This is a genomic window from Mesorhizobium sp. B1-1-7, assembly GCF_006442705.1.
GTDB lineage: Bacteria > Pseudomonadota > Alphaproteobacteria > Rhizobiales > Rhizobiaceae > Mesorhizobium > Mesorhizobium opportunistum.
The window spans coordinates 26,155-43,246 of the sequence record NZ_VFWQ01000014.1 but is presented as its reverse complement, the minus strand read 5'-3'; the positions used below and the strand labels follow the sequence as shown (position 1 = coordinate 43,246).

At 62.8% G+C, this 17,092-nt stretch carries 14 protein-coding genes; 8 read left to right on the top strand and 6 right to left on the bottom strand.

The genetic code is table 11. The features are described 5' to 3' along the window. Nucleotides 1-2: 2 nt before the first annotated feature. The 4 genes from rfbB (at nt 3) to FJ978_RS23290 (ending at nt 5,334) form a co-directional block, all read left to right on the top strand. On the top strand, nt 3-1,073 hold the full coding sequence (gene rfbB / locus FJ978_RS23310) for a dTDP-glucose 4,6-dehydratase (RefSeq protein ID WP_041165032.1): 1,071 nt from the start codon (nt 3-5) through the stop codon (nt 1,071-1,073). Continuing rightward, nucleotides 1,070-1,993, top strand: coding sequence for a dTDP-4-dehydrorhamnose reductase (gene rfbD / locus FJ978_RS23305; protein WP_013896522.1), 924 nt, complete (start codon nt 1,070-1,072; stop codon nt 1,991-1,993). The genes rfbB and rfbD overlap by 4 nt, the downstream gene beginning before the upstream one ends. A gap of 553 nt (nt 1,994-2,546) precedes the next feature. Then, nucleotides 2,547-4,529, top strand: a complete 1,983-nt coding sequence (locus tag FJ978_RS23300) for a nucleoside-diphosphate sugar epimerase/dehydratase (RefSeq protein WP_049802398.1) — start codon at nt 2,547-2,549, stop codon at nt 4,527-4,529. Nucleotides 4,530-4,785: 256 nt separating this feature from the next. Then, nucleotides 4,786-5,334 (top strand): sugar transferase, encoded by a 549-nt coding sequence (locus FJ978_RS23290; RefSeq protein ID WP_013896520.1) that lies wholly within the window; start codon nt 4,786-4,788, stop codon nt 5,332-5,334. Here the strand turns inward: FJ978_RS23290 and FJ978_RS23285 are convergent. Both FJ978_RS23285 and FJ978_RS23280 read right to left on the bottom strand, forming a co-directional pair. Then, nucleotides 5,313-6,266, bottom strand: a complete 954-nt coding sequence (locus tag FJ978_RS23285; RefSeq protein ID WP_013896519.1) for an NAD-dependent epimerase/dehydratase family protein — start codon at nt 6,264-6,266, stop codon at nt 5,313-5,315. The genes FJ978_RS23290 and FJ978_RS23285 overlap by 22 nt on opposite strands. An 18-nt stretch (nt 6,267-6,284) precedes the next feature. Then, on the bottom strand, nt 6,285-7,565 hold the full coding sequence (locus tag FJ978_RS23280; protein ID WP_245264985.1) for an O-antigen ligase: 1,281 nt from the start codon (nt 7,563-7,565) through the stop codon (nt 6,285-6,287). A 584-nt stretch (nt 7,566-8,149) separates the two neighbouring features. Here FJ978_RS23280 and cysD point away from each other — a divergent pair. From cysD to cysQ, 3 genes are read left to right on the top strand one after another with little or no spacing between them, the layout of a single operon-like run. After that, on the top strand, nt 8,150-9,055 hold the full coding sequence (cysD, locus tag FJ978_RS23275) for a sulfate adenylyltransferase subunit CysD (protein WP_013896517.1): 906 nt from the start codon (nt 8,150-8,152) through the stop codon (nt 9,053-9,055). Nucleotides 9,056-9,057: 2 nt separating this feature from the next. After that, on the top strand, nt 9,058-10,995 hold the full coding sequence (gene cysN, locus FJ978_RS23270) for a sulfate adenylyltransferase subunit CysN (RefSeq protein WP_013896516.1): 1,938 nt from the start codon (nt 9,058-9,060) through the stop codon (nt 10,993-10,995). A gap of 10 nt (nt 10,996-11,005) precedes the next feature. Next, nucleotides 11,006-11,797 (top strand): 3'(2'),5'-bisphosphate nucleotidase CysQ, encoded by a 792-nt coding sequence (cysQ, locus tag FJ978_RS23265; RefSeq protein ID WP_041165030.1) that lies wholly within the window; start codon nt 11,006-11,008, stop codon nt 11,795-11,797. A gap of 28 nt (nt 11,798-11,825) precedes the next feature. Here cysQ and FJ978_RS23260 read toward each other — a convergent pair whose 3' ends face one another. From FJ978_RS23260 to FJ978_RS23245, 4 genes are all read right to left on the bottom strand, one after another. Further along, a complete protein-coding gene (locus tag FJ978_RS23260; RefSeq protein ID WP_013896514.1) occupies nt 11,826-12,968 on the bottom strand; it encodes a DegT/DnrJ/EryC1/StrS aminotransferase family protein in 1,143 nt (380 codons plus the stop codon). Nucleotides 12,969-13,223: 255 nt separating this feature from the next. Beyond that, nucleotides 13,224-14,147, bottom strand: coding sequence for a carbohydrate kinase (locus tag FJ978_RS23255; protein ID WP_013896513.1), 924 nt, complete (start codon nt 14,145-14,147; stop codon nt 13,224-13,226). Beyond that, nucleotides 14,144-14,590 carry an RbsD/FucU domain-containing protein gene (locus FJ978_RS23250; protein WP_013896512.1) on the bottom strand — a complete coding sequence of 149 codons (447 nt, stop codon included), beginning with the start codon at nt 14,588-14,590 and terminating at the stop codon, nt 14,144-14,146. Before FJ978_RS23250 ends, FJ978_RS23255 begins: the two co-directional genes overlap by 4 nt. After that, nucleotides 14,591-15,817, bottom strand: a complete 1,227-nt coding sequence (locus FJ978_RS23245; protein ID WP_013896511.1) for an ROK family transcriptional regulator — start codon at nt 15,815-15,817, stop codon at nt 14,591-14,593. Between the two features lie 211 nt (nt 15,818-16,028). On the opposite strand from FJ978_RS23245, the gene FJ978_RS23240 reads away from it, so the two are divergent. Further along, the gene (locus FJ978_RS23240; RefSeq protein WP_041165029.1) at nt 16,029-17,057 is read left to right on the top strand and encodes a sugar ABC transporter substrate-binding protein; all 1,029 of its coding nucleotides are present in this window, start codon (nt 16,029-16,031) and stop codon (nt 17,055-17,057) included. Nucleotides 17,058-17,092: the final 35 nt, after the last annotated feature.

The following is a 17,092-nucleotide window of genomic DNA, read 5'->3' as shown; positions in this document are numbered from 1 at the left end:
GCATGAATTTTCTGGTGACGGGCGGAGCCGGCTTCATCGGTTCGGCGGTGTGCCGGCATCTGTGCGCCAATCCGGCCTACCGGGTGACCAATCTCGACAAGCTGACCTACGCGGGCAATCTGGCCTCGCTGCGGCCGATCGAGAATGCCCACAATTACAGCTTCGCCCATGCCGATATCTGTGACGAGCGGGCGGTGCTGGACATATTGCGCCGCAACGATATCGACATCGTCATGAACCTCGCCGCCGAGAGCCATGTCGACCGCTCGATCGACGGACCTGGCGCCTTCATCGAGACCAACATCGTCGGCACCTACAAGATACTCAATGCCGCGCTGGAATACTGGCGTGGCCTTTCCGACGAAAGGAAAGGCCGCTTCCGCTTCCATCACGTCTCGACCGACGAAGTGTTCGGTGACCTGCCTTTCGATGGCGGCATGTTCGTCGAGGAGACCCCCTACGCGCCGTCGTCGCCCTATTCGGCCTCGAAGGCGGCCTCGGACCATCTCGTGCGTGCCTGGCACGAGACCTATGGCCTGCCGGTGGTTCTTTCCAACTGTTCGAACAATTACGGCCCCTATCATTTCCCCGAGAAGCTGATCCCGCTCGTCATCCTCAACGCGCTCGATGAAAAGCCGCTGCCTGTCTACGGCGCCGGCGCCAATGTGCGCGACTGGCTGTTCGTCGAGGATCACGCGCGGGCCCTGGAGCTCGTTGCCACCAAGGGCACGCCGGGCGAGAGCTACAATGTCGGCGGCAATTCGGAACGCACGAACCTCGCCGTTGTCGAGACGATCTGCGACCTGCTCGACATCAGGCGTCCCCGCGCCGATGGCAAGCGCTATCGCGACCTGATCGCCTTCGTCACCGACCGGCCCGGGCACGACCGCCGCTATGCCATCGACGCCTCCAAGATCGGCCGCGAGCTCGGCTGGACGCCAAGCGAGAATTTCGACAGCGGCCTGGCACGGACGGTGGACTGGTTCCTGGACAACAAATGGTGGTGGGGGCCGATCCGCGAGCAGCGCTATGCCGGCGAAAGGCTGGGCGAAGCACGCAAGGTGAGCGCGTGAGGATCGTCGTCACCGGACGCGACGGCCAGGTCGCGGCGAGTTTGCTGGAGGCTGGCCAGAGCCGCGCCGATGTGGAAGTCGTCGCCATCGGCCGGCCGGAGCTCGACCTGGCAAGACCCGAGACTGTCTTTGACGCCATCTCGGCGGCCAAGCCGGATATCGTCGTGTCGGCTGCCGCCTACACCGCCGTGGATCAGGCCGAGGACGAGCCCGATCCGGCTTTTGCGGTCAACGCGACCGGCGCCGGCAAGGTGGCCGAAGCGGCAGCACGGCTTGGCGTTCCCGTCATCCATCTTTCGACCGACTATGTCTTCGACGGTAGCGCTCCCGGCGCCTATGTCGAGACCGATGCCACGGCGCCGCTCGGCGTTTACGGCGCCTCCAAGCTCGCCGGCGAACAGGCGGTTGCCGCCGCCGGCCCGCGCCACCTGATCCTGCGCACCGCCTGGGTCTACAGCCCGTTCGGCCGGAATTTCGTGAAAACCATGCTGCGGCTGGCCGCCGACCGCGACGAGATCTCGGTGGTGGCCGATCAATGGGGAAACCCGACCTCAGCGCTTGATATCGCCGACGCGATCCTGCATGCGGCGGCCATGCTGCACCGCAACGAGGATCTCGCAGCGTTCGGCACCTATCATCTGGCCGGCACGGGCGAGGCCAACTGGAGCGAATTTGCCCGTCATATACTGGACACAAGCCTGGCGTTTGGTGGTCATTGGGCGCGGGTACGGGACATCGCAACGATGGACTATCCGACCAAGGCGCGCCGCCCCGCCAATTCCCGGCTGTCGAGCGCGAAGTTCGCTTCCGCCTTCGGTTGGAAGGCGCCGGACTGGCGGCAATCGGCGGAAACCGTGGTGCGCCGGCTTCTGGTTGACAAGACGAAACAGGCACCGAGCTTCAATGCGAACCCAAGGTAAAGAAGGTTGATGCCGTCTTCACGCTCTTGAGGTTGCCATACGGCATGTAATCCCATGCAGATCGCGAAAACCAGAGTCGCGTTCTCGTTGAAGTAGTATGCATGGGCATATTATGTAATCGCCCTCGCTTCCATCCAGATCATGCAGTCCAAGGTGCGTGCCAGTCATCCGCTGTGCTCATGCTATGAAATATGGTCAAAGGTTCTTCGGCACTACCAGTGACACGGTGCAAGATCGACGGGTATATCGAAGCCCTGTAGTTGGATGTGGCAGCCATTCTTTCTTGATCCTCCCCTTTTTTGCCACGTTTCGCACTGTCACCGATTGTGCGCAAGTTTCGATCCTCGCAACGCACAACCACAATCCAGCGCCGCACGTGAATTGAGGTCGGACAGGCGAAAAAACATCTGGCTATACCTCCCGCCACGCAGTATGCGATACAAGACGGCGGGGGCCGGGGATGGCACTTTGAAGGAGTGGTCGGCCACGAGTGATCTTCGTGTTCGCACTCTGCGGTGCCCATGCCCGAGAGCCTGGAGTCTAGTGCCGTCCAATGAATTCTTCCCTGGTATTCGGACTCAGGCCCGAAATGCGGCGTGGCTTCATCATGGCCCAGGACGTGGTCATGGTCCTGGTCGCGGTGGCGCTCAGCCTCGTCCTTTCGCGGTCGAATCTCTCGTTCGAGGCGCTGTCCCTTCAGGGCCTTGTCACCTGGGTGAGCATCGTTTTCATCAGCCACCTGCTGTTCAGGTCCTGCGGCCTCTACACCACCGTGTGGCGCTTCGCCTCGACGCCTGACTTCTTCAACATCCTGAAGAGCTGCGCGATTCTGACCTGCGCGCTTTATGCCGTTTCGCTGGTGGTTCGTTTCTTCGAGCCCGTGGCGGGCCTCAATGAGCGCCAGTTCATCGTCTTCTTCCTGGTCTCCTTCACCATCATCTCGGCGCCCCGGCTGTTCTACCGCTTCCTGCGCGATGGCGCGAGCTGGGGGATATTGAACCGCAAGACCGACACGGCGCGGACCAAGCAGGCGTTGTTCGTCGGCCGGCTCGGAGAGGCCGACCTGATCATCCGCTTCACGCGCACGGCCGAGCCCGCCGACCATTCCATCGCCGGTATCATGGCGACCGAGCGTGACGCGCCCTTGGGCACTCGCATTCAAGGTGTGCCCGTGGTGGCGACCCGGCCCCGCCTCATCGATGTGCTGGAGGATTACACGAGCGGCACCCAGAGCCTCGATCTGCTGATCTTCGGCAGCGGCGCCGAGCACGAGATCGAGGAGTATTCCGAGCTTGTTCGCATCGCCCGGCAGGGTGACATAGCGGTCGTCCAGTTCTCGGGGCTTTCGCAACTGGGCCAGGAAGGCAAGCTCGTTCTCGATGCCGTCGAGATGGAAACGATCCTGCGCCGCCCCACGGTCCCCTCCGATATCGAACGCATCGGCGCTTTCGTCGGCGGCAAGCGCGTCCTGGTTACCGGAGGCGCCGGCTCCATTGGCCGCACGTTGGTCAAACGCTCGCTGGAACTGGGGGCCGAGGCGGTTCTGGTCGCCGACAATTCCGAGTTTGGCATCTTTCAGTTGAGCCAGTACGTCAACGAGAAGGACCATGACCGTCTCAAGGTCCGCATCGTCGACGTCGCGGACCGGCGCCAGATGACGCGCGTCGTCACCGAATTCAAGCCGGACATCATCTTCCATGCCGCGGCCCTGAAGCACGTCCCGCTGCTCGAGGAAAACTGGGAATCCGCCATCCAGACCAACGTCTTCGGGACGCTTGTCTGCGCCGAGGTCGCCGCCAAATGCGGCGTGGCGCAATTTGTCCTGGTGTCGAGCGACAAGGCCGTCGATCCGACATCCGTGCTTGGCATGACGAAGCGCGCCGCCGAACAGATCGTCAGCGGCTTGCATGGCATGCCGGCCGGCGAAGCCGGCGGGCGCCGCGCCGCCACCAAGTTCATAGCCGTCCGGTTCGGCAACGTCTTTGGCAGCAATGGTTCGGTGGCGACCATATTCCAGGCCCAGATCGAGGCCGGCGGGCCGGTCACCATAACGGACCGGCGCATGACGCGCTATTTCATGACTGTCGCCGAAGCCGTCGATCTCGTCATCATGTCGGCGGCCGATGCCGCGTCGCGGCCGGCCGGCCAGGACTACGCCGTCTACATGCTCGACATGGGCAAACCCGTGCCCATCCTCGAAGTTGCCGAAACGATGATCCGCATGTCCGGAAAGAGCCCCTACACCGACATTCCAATCCGCTTCACCGGCATCAGGCCGGGGGAAAAGCTCCACGAAACGCTGCACGGTGAAGACGAGGAATTGGTCGAACTCAGCATTTCGAAGATTTTTGGCCTCAGCACCGACGTCGTGCAATGGTCGGATGTCCACGCCGCGCTTGCCGCGCTGCAGCAATCGATGAAGAGCCAGGACAAGGCAGCCTCGCTCGCCGTGCTTGCGGATCTCGACCGTGCGACGAAGGCAAGGACGAACGTATCCCAGGACATGATTCCGAAGGCGGCCGGGCAGGCGAGCTAGCTGTGACCCGGTCGTGGCCGATCGCGTCGCAGCCCTTTTCCAGCGCCTGCGCGCTCTGCGCAAAAGCGGCGTCTATCGACAGATTTTCGCCGGGACACTCGGGCTCTACCTCGCATTCGTCCTGGGTCGCATCTGAACATCGAATGGCTGCGTGGTACGCTTGGTCGAGAGGCGACCTCATGCTACGTCGGCCGGATGACGGGCTGCGCTTGGGCACGCCGAGGATAGCTTTGGCAGAGAGTATGATCGGCCGTTCATGAAGGCAGCCAAGAAAATCCTCGATCTCGCCGGTGCGGCTTTGCTGTCGATTGTCAGCCTTCCTGTGCTGTTGCTCGCTGTCCTTGCCGTCCGGCTATCGTCGCCCGGCCCGGCGATTTTCTCGCAGACACGCGTCGGTCGAGGCGGCGTCCCGTTCCGCTGCCACAAATTGAGGACGATGTACCAGGGAACGCCGTCCTTGCCCTCGCACGAGGCGCCCGAGGGCGCCGTAACATCGGTCGGCAGGGTCCTGCGGAAATTCAAGCTCGATGAGTTGCCGCAGTTCTGGAACGTTCTGCAGGGCGAGATGAGCCTGGTCGGGCCGCGTCCCTGTCTGCCGACCCAGACCGAACTGATCGAGTGCCGCAGGCGGCTGGGCGTTTTGGAGGCGCTTCCAGGCATAACCGGCCTTGCCCAAATCCGGGGCATCGACATGTCCAACCCGCACCTCCTGGCCGAAACCGACGCTGCCTATCTCAGGACCGCGTCGCTCTGGCTCGACCTTCGGATCCTGTTTGGAACACTCTATCGCAACGCAGGCGATTGAGCGTTTCCAAGCCGCGCTGTCGCGGCCAACTGCTCCAGCGTGCCGGTTTCCGGCAGCCAGCCTTCGGATGCGAGCAACGAAGGATCGCATATCTGCGTCGCGGTCATGCTGTCCCAAAACATGCGCTTGCCCAGCAGGATCGCGGCCGCCCTAATCGGCCTAGCCGGCACGGCCATCAGGCGCGCCGGTCTTCCGAACCCTCTGCGAAAGGCGCCGACGATGGCCGCCACCGAAACCGGCGCCATATCGCTCGCACCATAGATCGGGCGAAGCGGTTGCGAATGGCTCAGCAGGTGCCACACCGCTCCCGCCGCCGATGGCAATGACAGCAGCGAGCGGTTTCCCGTCAGGGCGCCTGTCGGCAGCGGCAGGGCGGTATCCGCCAGCCGCATCAGCGTCGCCAGGTTTCCCTTCATGCCTGGGCCGTAGACCGGAGGCAGCCGCAACGCGGCGGCATCGGAACGGCCGTGCAACGCATAGGCGTCGCGCACCCTGATCTCGGCTTCGCGCTTCGAACGCCCATAGGCGCATTGCGGGTCGGGGATGGTGTCCTCGTCGATCGTTGCGCTGACACGGGCGCCGATCACGGCCCGGATCGAGGAGAGGTGGATGAAGCGTCCGCTTGCCTGTTCGGCGCAGGCTTGCGCCAGCCGTGCGCTCAATTCCGCATTGGCCGCCAGGAAATCGGCCTCGCTGGCGTTGCCCTGATCGTTGTTTAGGCCCGCGCAATGGACGACGTCCGTAACATGCCTGGTCAGCGCCAGAAAAGCCGCGGCCGGCGCATCGAAACTGGGCATCGGCACGGCTTCGGACCCTGGATCAAGGCTCTCCGGGTGGCGGGAGGCGAGGCGAAGCTCGACGCCGGCCTCGCGAAGCCGATGGACCACCTGACGGCCGATGAAGCCTGTCGCGCCTGTGACCAGGACTTTCATTGCCTTTGCCCGGAACGATCAATGATTGGCGGATGGAAGCGCCGGATCTCCCATCCCTGGCGAAAGCACTTCTTTCGCCACTGGCTGAAGGGTTTTTCCCGGCGCGGGTGGAAGCCCTTGGTTCTCCACCATGGGCTCAAATGCCTGGTCTTGCGGCAATGGCGCCTGGCTGCCTGAGGCGAGATATGTTCCCGACACCAGGAAGACCATCAGCACCGAATCCAGAATATCATGGCCGATCAGGATGCCGGTCATTCCGGCGCAGAGATAGGTGATCACCGCGATGACAATCATGGTGGCGCCGAACCGCTCGATCGGATCGCTGCTGTTCCGCAGCACCAGGGCGGCATTCCTGGCGGCAACCACAAAGATCGCCGCCAGCGCCACGGCGCCTAGGATGCCTGCCTGCACCAGGGCGGTCAGGAAGCCGTTGTGGAAATGATTGAAGCCCAGCGACAACGCGAATTGGTTCTGGAAGCCATGGCTTATCAAGAGCTGCGTCGCACCCACCCCATGCCCGAGCAAGGGCATCTCGCGGAATGCCTTGAGGCCGATCTGCCAAAGGGCGACGCGTATTCCCACCGAAGTGTTGTAGTCGCCGTGGCTGCCAAGCGCGCTCAAGTCGGAGCGGAGGAAGTCGAGGCGCCCGGATATTGTCTGGAAGCCGAAAGCGGCGATGACGATGCCGACCGCCACCACCATCAGCAGCAGGCGAACGACATTGCGCCCTCTCACCCTATGCTGGTTGATCAGCAGAACGGCGATGCCGGCGATCAGCAGCGCCACCCAGATGATGCGGGTGCCGGAGTAGACGATGGCGATCGTTCCGCCAAGCGCCGCGCAAATGAGGGCGATCCTGTGCCTCTCGACCCCCGACAGGGCGCCGGCCACACAGACCATAACCGCAAGGCACAGGACCTCTGCAAACACGATTGCATTCCCGGCCCCGCCCTCGGCGCGGATACCAAGCCGATATTGCTGGAAGGCCGCCAGCAGCAGCGCGGCAAAGCAGGCCGCCATGCTGCAGAGCACGATAATGCGGACGAGCGTTGTTTTCTGCGTGATGCTCCAGGTCGAGTAGGAAACGGGAAAAAACAGGAAGGTGATGAGCGGGATCAGATGCGATGCATCCCTGGCGATCGCGTTGTTGACGATGGAAGCCGCGAGATTGGCCGCGCAATAGGCATAGAACGCAGCCGTCAGCGCCATCATCGCCGGGTCGACATTGAAGCGTCTTTTCTTCAGGGCGATCAACAGGACGGACGACAGGCCGCCACCATTGAACACGAAGCTGACCACCGATCCCAGAACGGGTGGAAAAAAGAAACAAAGAATGGAGAAGTAGATATTGATCTGCGAAGGCGTGAATTGCCTTTTTATGGACGAAAGCGCGTTCAATTTTGGGCTCGCTGTTTTCGAGAAGCTTTATGCGGCACATCTTGTCTGGTGGAACCGAATGTGCGCGCCTCGAAATTGCCCATGCTTCAAGACGCATCTTGCCGCTTCCGGTGGTGGTATAGCGGCTGGGCGCCTTTTTCGATAGTATGCTTGGTCGATTACCACTGAAAATAGGCAACCGCCGCGATCGATGGGAGGGGGTCCCGGAGCGTCGACCCGCCAGCTTTCTCCAGGCAATATTTTTCCTGCGTTTCCTCAGCCGGGGAGATGGCAAGCAGAAATTTCCGAATTCTGGCGGAACCATGGAAAATTCATTCTCGAACCGACAGCTGCCCGGCTCGTCTTGCATTGTTCTGGGCCGCGCCGATCTGCTAGAACGCCCGCACGAAACACTTTGTCCAGAAGCGAAGCTTGAACCGGGCGCAAAAACCCGATGATTTGACGCAAGGTCTTCTGTCGGAAGCACGAGAGAACGCTCACAGTCCATGACAATAGCGCTTACGCATCTGCAGCGGCTTGAAGCCGAGTCCATTCACATATTCCGCGAGGTTGCGGCCGCCTTCACCAAGCCGGTCATGCTCTATTCGGTCGGCAAGGATTCATCCGTGCTGATGCACCTGGCGATGAAGGCTTTTTATCCTGCCAAGCCACCATTCCCGTTTCTCCATGTCGACACCACCTGGAAGTTCCGCGAGATGATCGCTTTTCGCGATCAGATGGCGCAGAAGCTCGGCTTCGATCTCCTGGTCCATGTCAACGAAGACGGCGTGCGCGACAACATCAATCCGTTCGATCATGGGTCCAACACCCACACCCATGTGATGAAGACCGTGGCGCTACGTCAGGCACTCGACAAATACGGTTTCGATGCCGCTTTCGGCGGCGCCCGTCGCGACGAGGAGAAGTCACGCGCCAAGGAGCGCATATTCTCCTTCCGCAACGCCCAGCATGTGTGGGATCCGAAGAACCAGCGGCCCGAAATGTGGAAGATATTCAACACCCGCATCGCTTCGGGGGAATCGATCCGCGTCTTTCCGTTGTCGAACTGGACCGAGCTCGACATCTGGCAGTACATCCTGCAGGAGAATATCCCCATCGTGCCGCTCTATTTCGCCAAGCAGCGGCCGGTCGTGGAACGCGACGGCATGCTGATCCTCAAGGACGACGAGCGCATGAAATTGCTCCCCGGCGAGGTCGTGGAGGACCGGCTGGTGCGCTTCCGCACGCTTGGCTGCTATCCGCTGACCGGCGCCATCGAGTCGGATGCCGACACGCTCGAGGCCATCGTCGGCGAGATGCTGACGGCACGCACCTCCGAACGGCAAGGTCGCCTGATCGACCGTGATGAAGCCGGGTCGATGGAAAAGAAGAAGCGCGAGGGGTATTTCTGACCATGCGCCACATCATGGCAAAGAGCCTCGCCCCGACCGACGGTGTCCGCGACTATCTGGCCGCGCAGGAGAAGAAGTCGCTGCTGCGCTTCCTGACCTGCGGTTCGGTCGATGACGGCAAGTCGACGCTGATCGGCCGCCTGCTGTCCGACACCAAGCAGATCTTCGAGGACCAGCTCGCCGCGCTCGAACGCGATTCGCGCAAGCATGGCACGACCGGTGACGACATCGATTTCGCGCTGCTGGTCGATGGGCTGGAGGCCGAGCGCGAGCAAGGCATCACCATCGACGTCGCCTACCGCTTCTTTGCCACGCCGAAGCGCAAATTCATCGTCGCCGACACGCCCGGCCACGAACAATATACCCGCAACATGGCGACTGGCGCCTCGACCGCCGACCTGGCGATCGTGCTGATCGATGCCCGGCAGGGTGTGCTGCGCCAGACCAGGCGCCATTCGATCATCGCCTCGCTGCTCGGCATCCGCCACATCGTGCTGGCGGTCAACAAGATCGATCTTGTCGATTTCGACCACGCGGTCTTCGACCGGATCGTCGAAGACTACCGGCAATTCTCGCGCGATCTCGGCTTTCAGACCATCGAGCCGATCCCGATGTCGGCTCGCTATGGCGACAACGTCAGCCGCCGCTCCGAGAACATGCAATGGTATTCCGGCCCGACGCTGATCGAGCATCTTGAGACCGTCTCGGTCGAAGAGGCGGCCGTCGAATTGCCGTTCCGTTTTCCGGTGCAGTATGTCAATCGCCCCAATCTCGACTTTCGCGGCTTTGCCGGCACGATCGCGTCCGGCTCCATTGCGCAGGGCGACGAAGTCGTCGTCGCCAAATCCGGCAAGTCGTCGCATGTCAAACGCATCGTCGCTTACGGTGGCGATCTCCAACAGGCGGTGGCCGGCCAGGCCGTCACGCTCGTCCTCGACGACGAGGTCGAGGTCTCCAGAGGCAATATGCTGGTTTCACCGGCCACCCGGCCGCAGGTCGCCGATCAGTTCGCCGCCAACATCGTCTGGTTCGACGAGCATGCCCTGCTGCCGGGCCGCTCCTATATCCTGCGCACCGAAACCGACCAGACCAGCGCCACCGTTACCGATCTCAAATACCGCATCAACGTCAACGACTTCGCCCATGAGGCTGCCAAGTCGCTTGAAATGAACGAAGTCGGTATCTGCAACATCTCGACGCGGGCGCCGATCGCCTTCGACCCTTTTGCCGAGAACCGCACTACCGGCGCCTTCATCCTGATCGACCGGATCAGCAATGCGACGGTTGGCGCCGGCATGATCGTGCACTCGCTGCGCCGGGCCGAAAATATCCATTGGCAGTCGCTCGATGTCGGCAAGCGCGTGCGCGCCGACATGAAGAACCAGCGGCCGGCTGTGTTCTGGTTCACCGGGCTTTCGGGTTCCGGCAAGTCGACCATCGCCAACCTGTTCGAGAAGAAGCTGTTCGCCACCGGCCGCCACACTTATATCCTGGACGGCGACAATGTCCGTCACGGTCTCAACCGCGATCTCGGTTTCACCGACGCCGACCGCGTCGAGAACATCCGGCGCGTCGCCGAGGTGGCCAAGCTCATGGCTGACGCCGGTTTGATCGTCATCGTGTCCTTCATTTCGCCGTTTAGCGCCGAGCGGCGCATGGCGAGGGAGCTGATGGCCGACGGTGAGTTCATCGAGGTATTTGTCGACACACCTTTCGAGGAATGCGCCCGGCGTGATCCGAAGGGCCTCTATGCTCGCGCGCTGAATGGCGAGATCAAGAACTTCACCGGCGTCGATTCGCCTTATGAAGCGCCGGAGAAACCGGAAATCCATCTGAAGACGCTCGGCAAATCGGCTGAAGTGATGGTAGATACACTGGAACACTGGCTGAACGAGCGTGACATTGCCGAAGACCAATATGACAGCGGCGGCGGCATCTGACGACAGGCTGATGCTCGAGACCTTCGAGCGGCTGGCCCTGGCGGCCGGGCGCGAGGTCATGCGCGTGTTCCACGCCGGCTGTGCGGTCGACCAGAAATCCGACGCCTCGCCGGTAACCGAGGCGGACCGCGAGAGCGAGAAGATCATTCTCGCCGGCCTGCGCAGCGCATTTCCCGACATTCCCTGTGTGGCCGAGGAGGAAGCAGCGGCTGGCGTCATGCCGGCCGAACTTGGCGATGCCTTCTTCCTTATCGATCCGCTCGACGGCACCAAGGAATTCGTCAACCGCCGCACCGATTTCACCGTCAACATCGCGCTTGTGCGCCATGGCGTGCCGGAAGTCGGCGTCGTCTTCGCGCCTTGCACCGGCCGCTTCTTTTCCGGCTTGCCGGGCAGGGCGGAAGCTCTCGAAGTCGACGGCGATTACCAGATCGTCGCGCGCCGGCCGATCTCGGTGAGGACGGCGGCGGTACCGCTGGCCGTGGTGGCCAGCCGCTCCCACAACACGCCGGAAACCGAGGCCTATATTCGCGACCTCGGCGCCGCCGAGATCGTCTCGGTCGGATCGTCCCTGAAATTCTGCCTTCTCGCCAGCGCCGAGGCGGATGTCTATCCGCGTTTCGGCCGCACCATGGAATGGGACACCGCGGCCGGCGATGCGGTGCTGCGGGCTGCCGGCGGCACGACGCGCACGCTGGACGGAAAGCACTTGGCCTATGGCAAGCGCAATCAAGCCGATGACGCGGATTTCGCCAATCCGCATTTCATCGCCAGCGGCAGGGCAGGGGCGAGCCCCGCCTGAGAACTGCCGATTAGCCGAGACTTGCAGCTTACTCGGCTGCGGCCTGCGCCGAGTTGGAGCCGATATAGTTGCGGATCGTCTCGATGATCCGGTCCTGGTCGGCTTCGCTGAGATAGGGGTGCATCGGCAGGCACAGGATTCGCTTTGGCAGGTCCTCCGAGACGGCAAGACCGGTTGGCGTGCGCGGGTAGTCGCGATAGGCGACCTGGTCGTGCAGCGGCTTGACGTAGTAGATGACCGACGGAATGCCCTTTTCACTCAGATGCGCCCTCAGGCCGTCGCGCTTGGGCGTCTCGATCGCGTATTGCGCCCAGGCCGAACGGCTGCCGTCCAGGTTGCGGGCGGCCGTGACGATATCGCCAAGCCCTTCGGCGTAGCGCTTTGCCACCGCCTGGCGGGCAACCATCTCGTCTTCCAGGATGGCGAGCTTTTCGATCAGGATCGCCGCCTGCAGCGTGTCGAGCCGCGAATTGATGCCGACGCGGATGTTGTCATATTGCGTCTCGCCCTTGCCGTGGAAGGCGAAGGAACGCAGCTTGTCGGCCAGCGCACCGTCGTTGGTGAACATGGCGCCGCCGTCACCGTAGCAGCCAAGCGGCTTGGCCGGATAGAAGCTGGTCGAGCCGACATGGCCGAAGGCACCGCACATCTTGTCGCCAAGCGATCCGCCCATGGACTGGGCGGCGTCCTCGATCACCAACAGCCCTTCGCGGTTGGCGATCGCCATGATGGCATCGTAATCGGCGGCAAGGCCGAACAGGTCGACAGGGATGATCGCCTTCGGCTTCAGCCGACCTTCCTTCTTGACCATGGCGATCGCCGCCTCGAGGCTGGCGATATCGATATTGTAGGTTGCCGGATCGACATCGACGAAGACGGGCTCCGCCTTGGCCAGCGCCACCACTTCGGCGGTGGCGGCGAAAGTGAAGCTCGGCACGAACACCGCGTCACCCGGGCCGATGCCGGCGGCAAACAGCGGCAGCAGCAGCGCGTCGGTGCCGTTAGCGCAGGCCACGACATGCTTGGTGCCGACATAGGCGGCAAGCTTGTTTTCGAATTCGGTGACCTGCGGCCCCAGTATATAGCGGCCCTCGTCGACGACACGGTCGATGGCGACCCTCAGCCGGTCGCGGATTCGTTCGCGCTGCGCGCCAAGATCGATGAACTGCATGTCGGCCTCAAAAACAGTTTAGCCAGGCGATTTAGCCAGATAACGGGCCGCTGGTACCAGAGTTGCGCCTGTCGAGAAAGCCGGGCAGGCGGAGCCGTAAATTGCGGAGTTGTCGCAGTCCGTTACCTGTATTCCCGGCCTATGTCAGCCAGATGCCGGGAATCCGGGCTTTGTCGGGCGCTATTGCGCCTTTATAGCCCCATGGTTCGATCTTGCGAAACATAAAGTGATCGACCGGTTCAATCCGAGCGGTGCTCAGGCGATCTCATGCCGCCAGGGCGGGTTGGCGCCGGCGCGCGACACGGTCACCGCCGCCGCCTTGGCGCCGAGCGCCAGCGCCTTACGGATGGCGTCCTGCGACAGTCCGGCGATTGCCGCCTTCGTCAGCAGGCCCTGTTCGTGCAGGGAGGCGAGGATGCCGGCGTTGAACGTGTCGCCCGCACCGACCGTATCGACCACCTCGACCTTCTCCGGCATCACGGTGACGGCGTGGTCCTTGGTGTAGCCGACGGCGCCTTCGCTGCCATGGGTGACGACGATCAGCTTCGGGCCGCGGTCGAGCCAGTTGCGCACGACATCCTCGTGCGAACCCGCTTCGCCAAACCAGTTCAGGTCCTCGTCCGAGAGTTTCACGATGTCGGCCATCGCCATCATGGCGCGGATGCGCCGGAGATGCTTTGCCTTGTCCGGAATGAAGTTCGGCCGGATGTTGGGATCGAGCATCATGACGCGGCTCTCATGCTCGCGCTTCATGAACGCCTCATAGGCGCTGCCGGCCGGCTCCGAAATCAGGCTGATGGCGCCGAACAGCATGGCCTCGATCTCGCCGCCCAGCGTCGGCAGGTCGTCGATGGTCAGCATGCGCCCAGCGGTGTTCTCGTCGTAGAATGTGTAGGTCGCCTGGCCATTGTCCAGCCGCACGAACGCAAGCGTGGTCGGGCGAGGGGAGGTGTGCGCATAGGTGGAACTAACCTTGCTCGCCCCCAGCGCGTCGCGGAACTGGCCGCCGAAAAGATCCGACGACAGGCCCGAAAAGAAGCCTGCCGGCGCGCCGAGGCGGCCAAGCGCGATCGCGGAATTGAACACGGCGCCGCCGACATAGGGCGCAAAGGCCGGCTCACCCTGCGTCGTGGTGCGCGGCAGCATGTCGATCAGGGCTTCGCCGCAGCAGAGGATCATGGCTTCCTGGTCTCCGGCGGATAGATCACGCCCTTGCGGATGATGATGTTGGCGTAAAGCCGCGGCTCGCTTGTAGCGACGATGGCATGCGCCGATTTGACCCGTGCATAGAAGTCGGCGCCGGCCAGCGCAACCACCTTGCGGCCCGGCGCGCGCCTGGCACAGATCGCCTCGATCTCGTGATGGACGGGGTCGGCAAGCGACGGATCGCCCTTCACGGAGGCGCGAAACAGCGCCTCAGCTACTGCGTTGTCGACCGGAAGGATACTGAGGATGGCATCGAGCACCGGGATGAGCGGATGGCCATCGGCCCGGATGAGGCGTCGTGCGTGCTCTTCGGCCGGATAATTTCCGTCGACAAGGGCGATCTCGTCGCCGTGGCCCATGGCGCGCAATGTCGACAAAAGGTCTGGACCGAGCAGCGCCGGGATCCCGATCAGCATTCAGGCGCTCCTGGAAATCGTCGTCGAGCCGATCAGGAAACGTTCGGAAAGCGGCAGGCTGGCGCCGCCGAGCGCGCGGGCATGGATGCCGACGGTTCCTTCGCGAACGGCGGGAAGTTTCAGGCCTTCGCCATCGATTGCCGCAACGGCGTCGACGACGGCATCGACCAGCCGGCGGCGCACCGCCTTCGGCATCCAGCCGTCGATCACCGCCGCCTCGAAATCGATGACAGAGGATGCAGCCACGATAGCATAGGCAAGCGCCCGCGCGGCGCTGGCGATCCAGTCGTCGAGCTCGCCGCCGATCTCGCCCCAGTCCTCGGGCGAGGTCCACAGATGCGAGGCCTCGACGCCACGATCATTGAGCGCCTTTTCCAGCATGGCGATCGAGGCCACGTCGATCAACTGGGTCGGCATTCCGTCCGGGCCCGGCACAGGCATGGAGCCGAGCGCGCCGGCGTTGCCGGTCGGGCCGCCGAACAGCCGGCCGTTGAGGACGATGCCGCCGCCGGCGAAGGCGCCGATGTAGAAATAGACGAAATCACGCGCTCCGCCCGCCTGGCCGAAAACGAGTTCGGCGCCGCAGGCCGAGGTGGCGTCGTTCTGCAGATAGACCGGAAAATCGCACTGCGCCTGGATGTCGGCCTTGATGTCGCGGTGGCGCCATTCGTCCATGACGTCGCGCGGCGCGCCGGCGGTGTCGGCCCAGTTCCAGAGTTCGAACGGCATGGCGATGCCGAGCCCGGCAATGCGCTTGTCCTGCTCGGGTTTCAATTCGCCGCGCATCTTCTTCATGCCTGATGTGACGAACTCGACCGTCTCGCGCGGTGCCGGATAGCGATAGGAGTGCTGCAGCATCGAGCGCACATGCCCAAGAAAATCGATCAGCACGAGTTCCGCGCTGCGGCGGCCGATCTTGAGGCCGATGAAGAAGGCACCTTCGGGATTGAGTGCCATGGGGATGGAGGGCTGGCCGATCTTGCCGCGCAACGGTGCCTGGCGGACGAGCAGGCCTTCTTCCTCGAGTTCGCGCATGATGACCGAAACCGTCTGCGCCGAAAGTCCGGTCATGCGGGCGATGTCGGACTTCGCCAGGCTGCCATGCTGCCGCACCAGCGAGAGCACCAGCCGCTCGTTGTGGTCGCGCATGCCGCTCTGGTTGGTGCCGCGGTGAATAAGGCTGTCATTCGCATCGGGCGAACCATGCCTCGCAGTGGCGGTCTCCACCCTGTTCCTCCCGTCGTTTCCCCACAATGCTTTTGGGCCAGAATGAGCGAGTGAAGCAAGGCTGTCAATAATAAATAAGAGTGATTTAATTATTGACAGACGCTTCGCTCTGGTATCTGTTTGGGTCGAGCGTCCACGCTGGGAAGAGCTTGTCAGGATGCTCTGCGGATGCCGGTTGGCCGGCTCCGATATGGTCTACTGGGAGGAAGTCATGGGTAAATGGAATATTCTGAAGGCGGCCGTCGCCGGCCTTGCCTTTTACAGCGCGATGGCCACGGCCTCGCATGCGGCCGATATTGTCGGCCTGATCACCAAGACCGAAGGCAATCCGTTCTTCGTCAAGATGCGCGAGGGCGCGCAGGCCAAGGCCAAGGAACTCGGCCTGACGCTGCAGACCTTTGCCGGCAAGTTCGACGGCGACAATGACAGCCAGGTCGCTGCCATCGAGAACCTGATCTCGGCCGGTGCCAAGGGCTTCGCCATCGTGCCGAGCGATTCCAGCGCCATCGTGCCGACCATCAAGAAGGCGCGCGACGCCGGCCTGCTGGTCATCGTGCTCGACACGCCGCTCGATCCGATCGACGCCGCCGACGCGACCTTCGCCACGGACAATTTCAAGGCCGGCGAGCTGATCGGCCAGTGGGCAAAGGGCACGCTCGGCGACAAGGCATCGAGCGCCAAGATCGCGTTCCTCGACCTTGCCACCAACCAGCCGACCGTCGACTATCTGCGCGACCAGGGTTTCATGAAGGGCTTCGGCATCGACATCAAGGACCCGAAGAAATACGGCGACGAGGCCGACGCGCGCATTTGCGGCCATGAAATGACGGGTGGCGCCGAGGACGGCGGACGCACCGCCATGGAGACCTTGCTGCAGAAATGCCCTGACGTGAGCGTTATGTACACGATCAACGAACCGGCGGCGGCGGGCGGCTATCAGGCGCTCAAGGCTGCCGGCAAGGACGACGGCTCCGTGCTGGTGGTGTCGATCGACGGCGGTTGCCCGGGCGTCAAGAACGTCGCGGCTGGCGTGATTGGTGCGACCTCGCAGCAATACCCGCTGAAGATGGCGGCCATGGCCATGGAAGCGATCGAGAAATTCGCCAAGACCGGCGAAAAGCCGAAGCCCACGCCCGGCAAGGAATTCTTCGACACCGGCGCGACCCTGATTACCGACAAACCGGTCACCGGCGTCGAATCGATCGATACCAAGAAGGGCCTCGAACTCTGCTGGGGCTGATGCCTTCCTAAGACCCGCAAGAAGGGTTTAAACTC

Coding starts and splice junctions, on each gene's coding strand:
- FJ978_RS23285 (WP_013896519.1), bottom strand. CDS start 6,266: ATGAAAGTCCTGGTCACAGGCGCGACAGGCTTCATCGGCCGTCAGGTG.
- cysQ (WP_041165030.1), top strand. CDS start 11,006: ATGCTCGAGACCTTCGAGCGGCTGGCCCTGGCGGCCGGGCGCGAGGTC.
- FJ978_RS23240 (WP_041165029.1), top strand. CDS start 16,029: ATGGGTAAATGGAATATTCTGAAGGCGGCCGTCGCCGGCCTTGCCTTT.
- FJ978_RS23250 (WP_013896512.1), bottom strand. CDS start 14,590: ATGCTGATCGGGATCCCGGCGCTGCTCGGTCCAGACCTTTTGTCGACA.
- FJ978_RS23290 (WP_013896520.1), top strand. CDS start 4,786: ATGAAGGCAGCCAAGAAAATCCTCGATCTCGCCGGTGCGGCTTTGCTG.
- FJ978_RS23260 (WP_013896514.1), bottom strand. CDS start 12,968: ATGCAGTTCATCGATCTTGGCGCGCAGCGCGAACGAATCCGCGACCGG.
- cysN (WP_013896516.1), top strand. CDS start 9,058: ATGCGCCACATCATGGCAAAGAGCCTCGCCCCGACCGACGGTGTCCGC.
- cysD (WP_013896517.1), top strand. CDS start 8,150: ATGACAATAGCGCTTACGCATCTGCAGCGGCTTGAAGCCGAGTCCATT.
- FJ978_RS23255 (WP_013896513.1), bottom strand. CDS start 14,147: ATGATCCTCTGCTGCGGCGAAGCCCTGATCGACATGCTGCCGCGCACC.
- FJ978_RS23300 (WP_049802398.1), top strand. CDS start 2,547: ATGAATTCTTCCCTGGTATTCGGACTCAGGCCCGAAATGCGGCGTGGC.
- rfbB (WP_041165032.1), top strand. CDS start 3: ATGAATTTTCTGGTGACGGGCGGAGCCGGCTTCATCGGTTCGGCGGTG.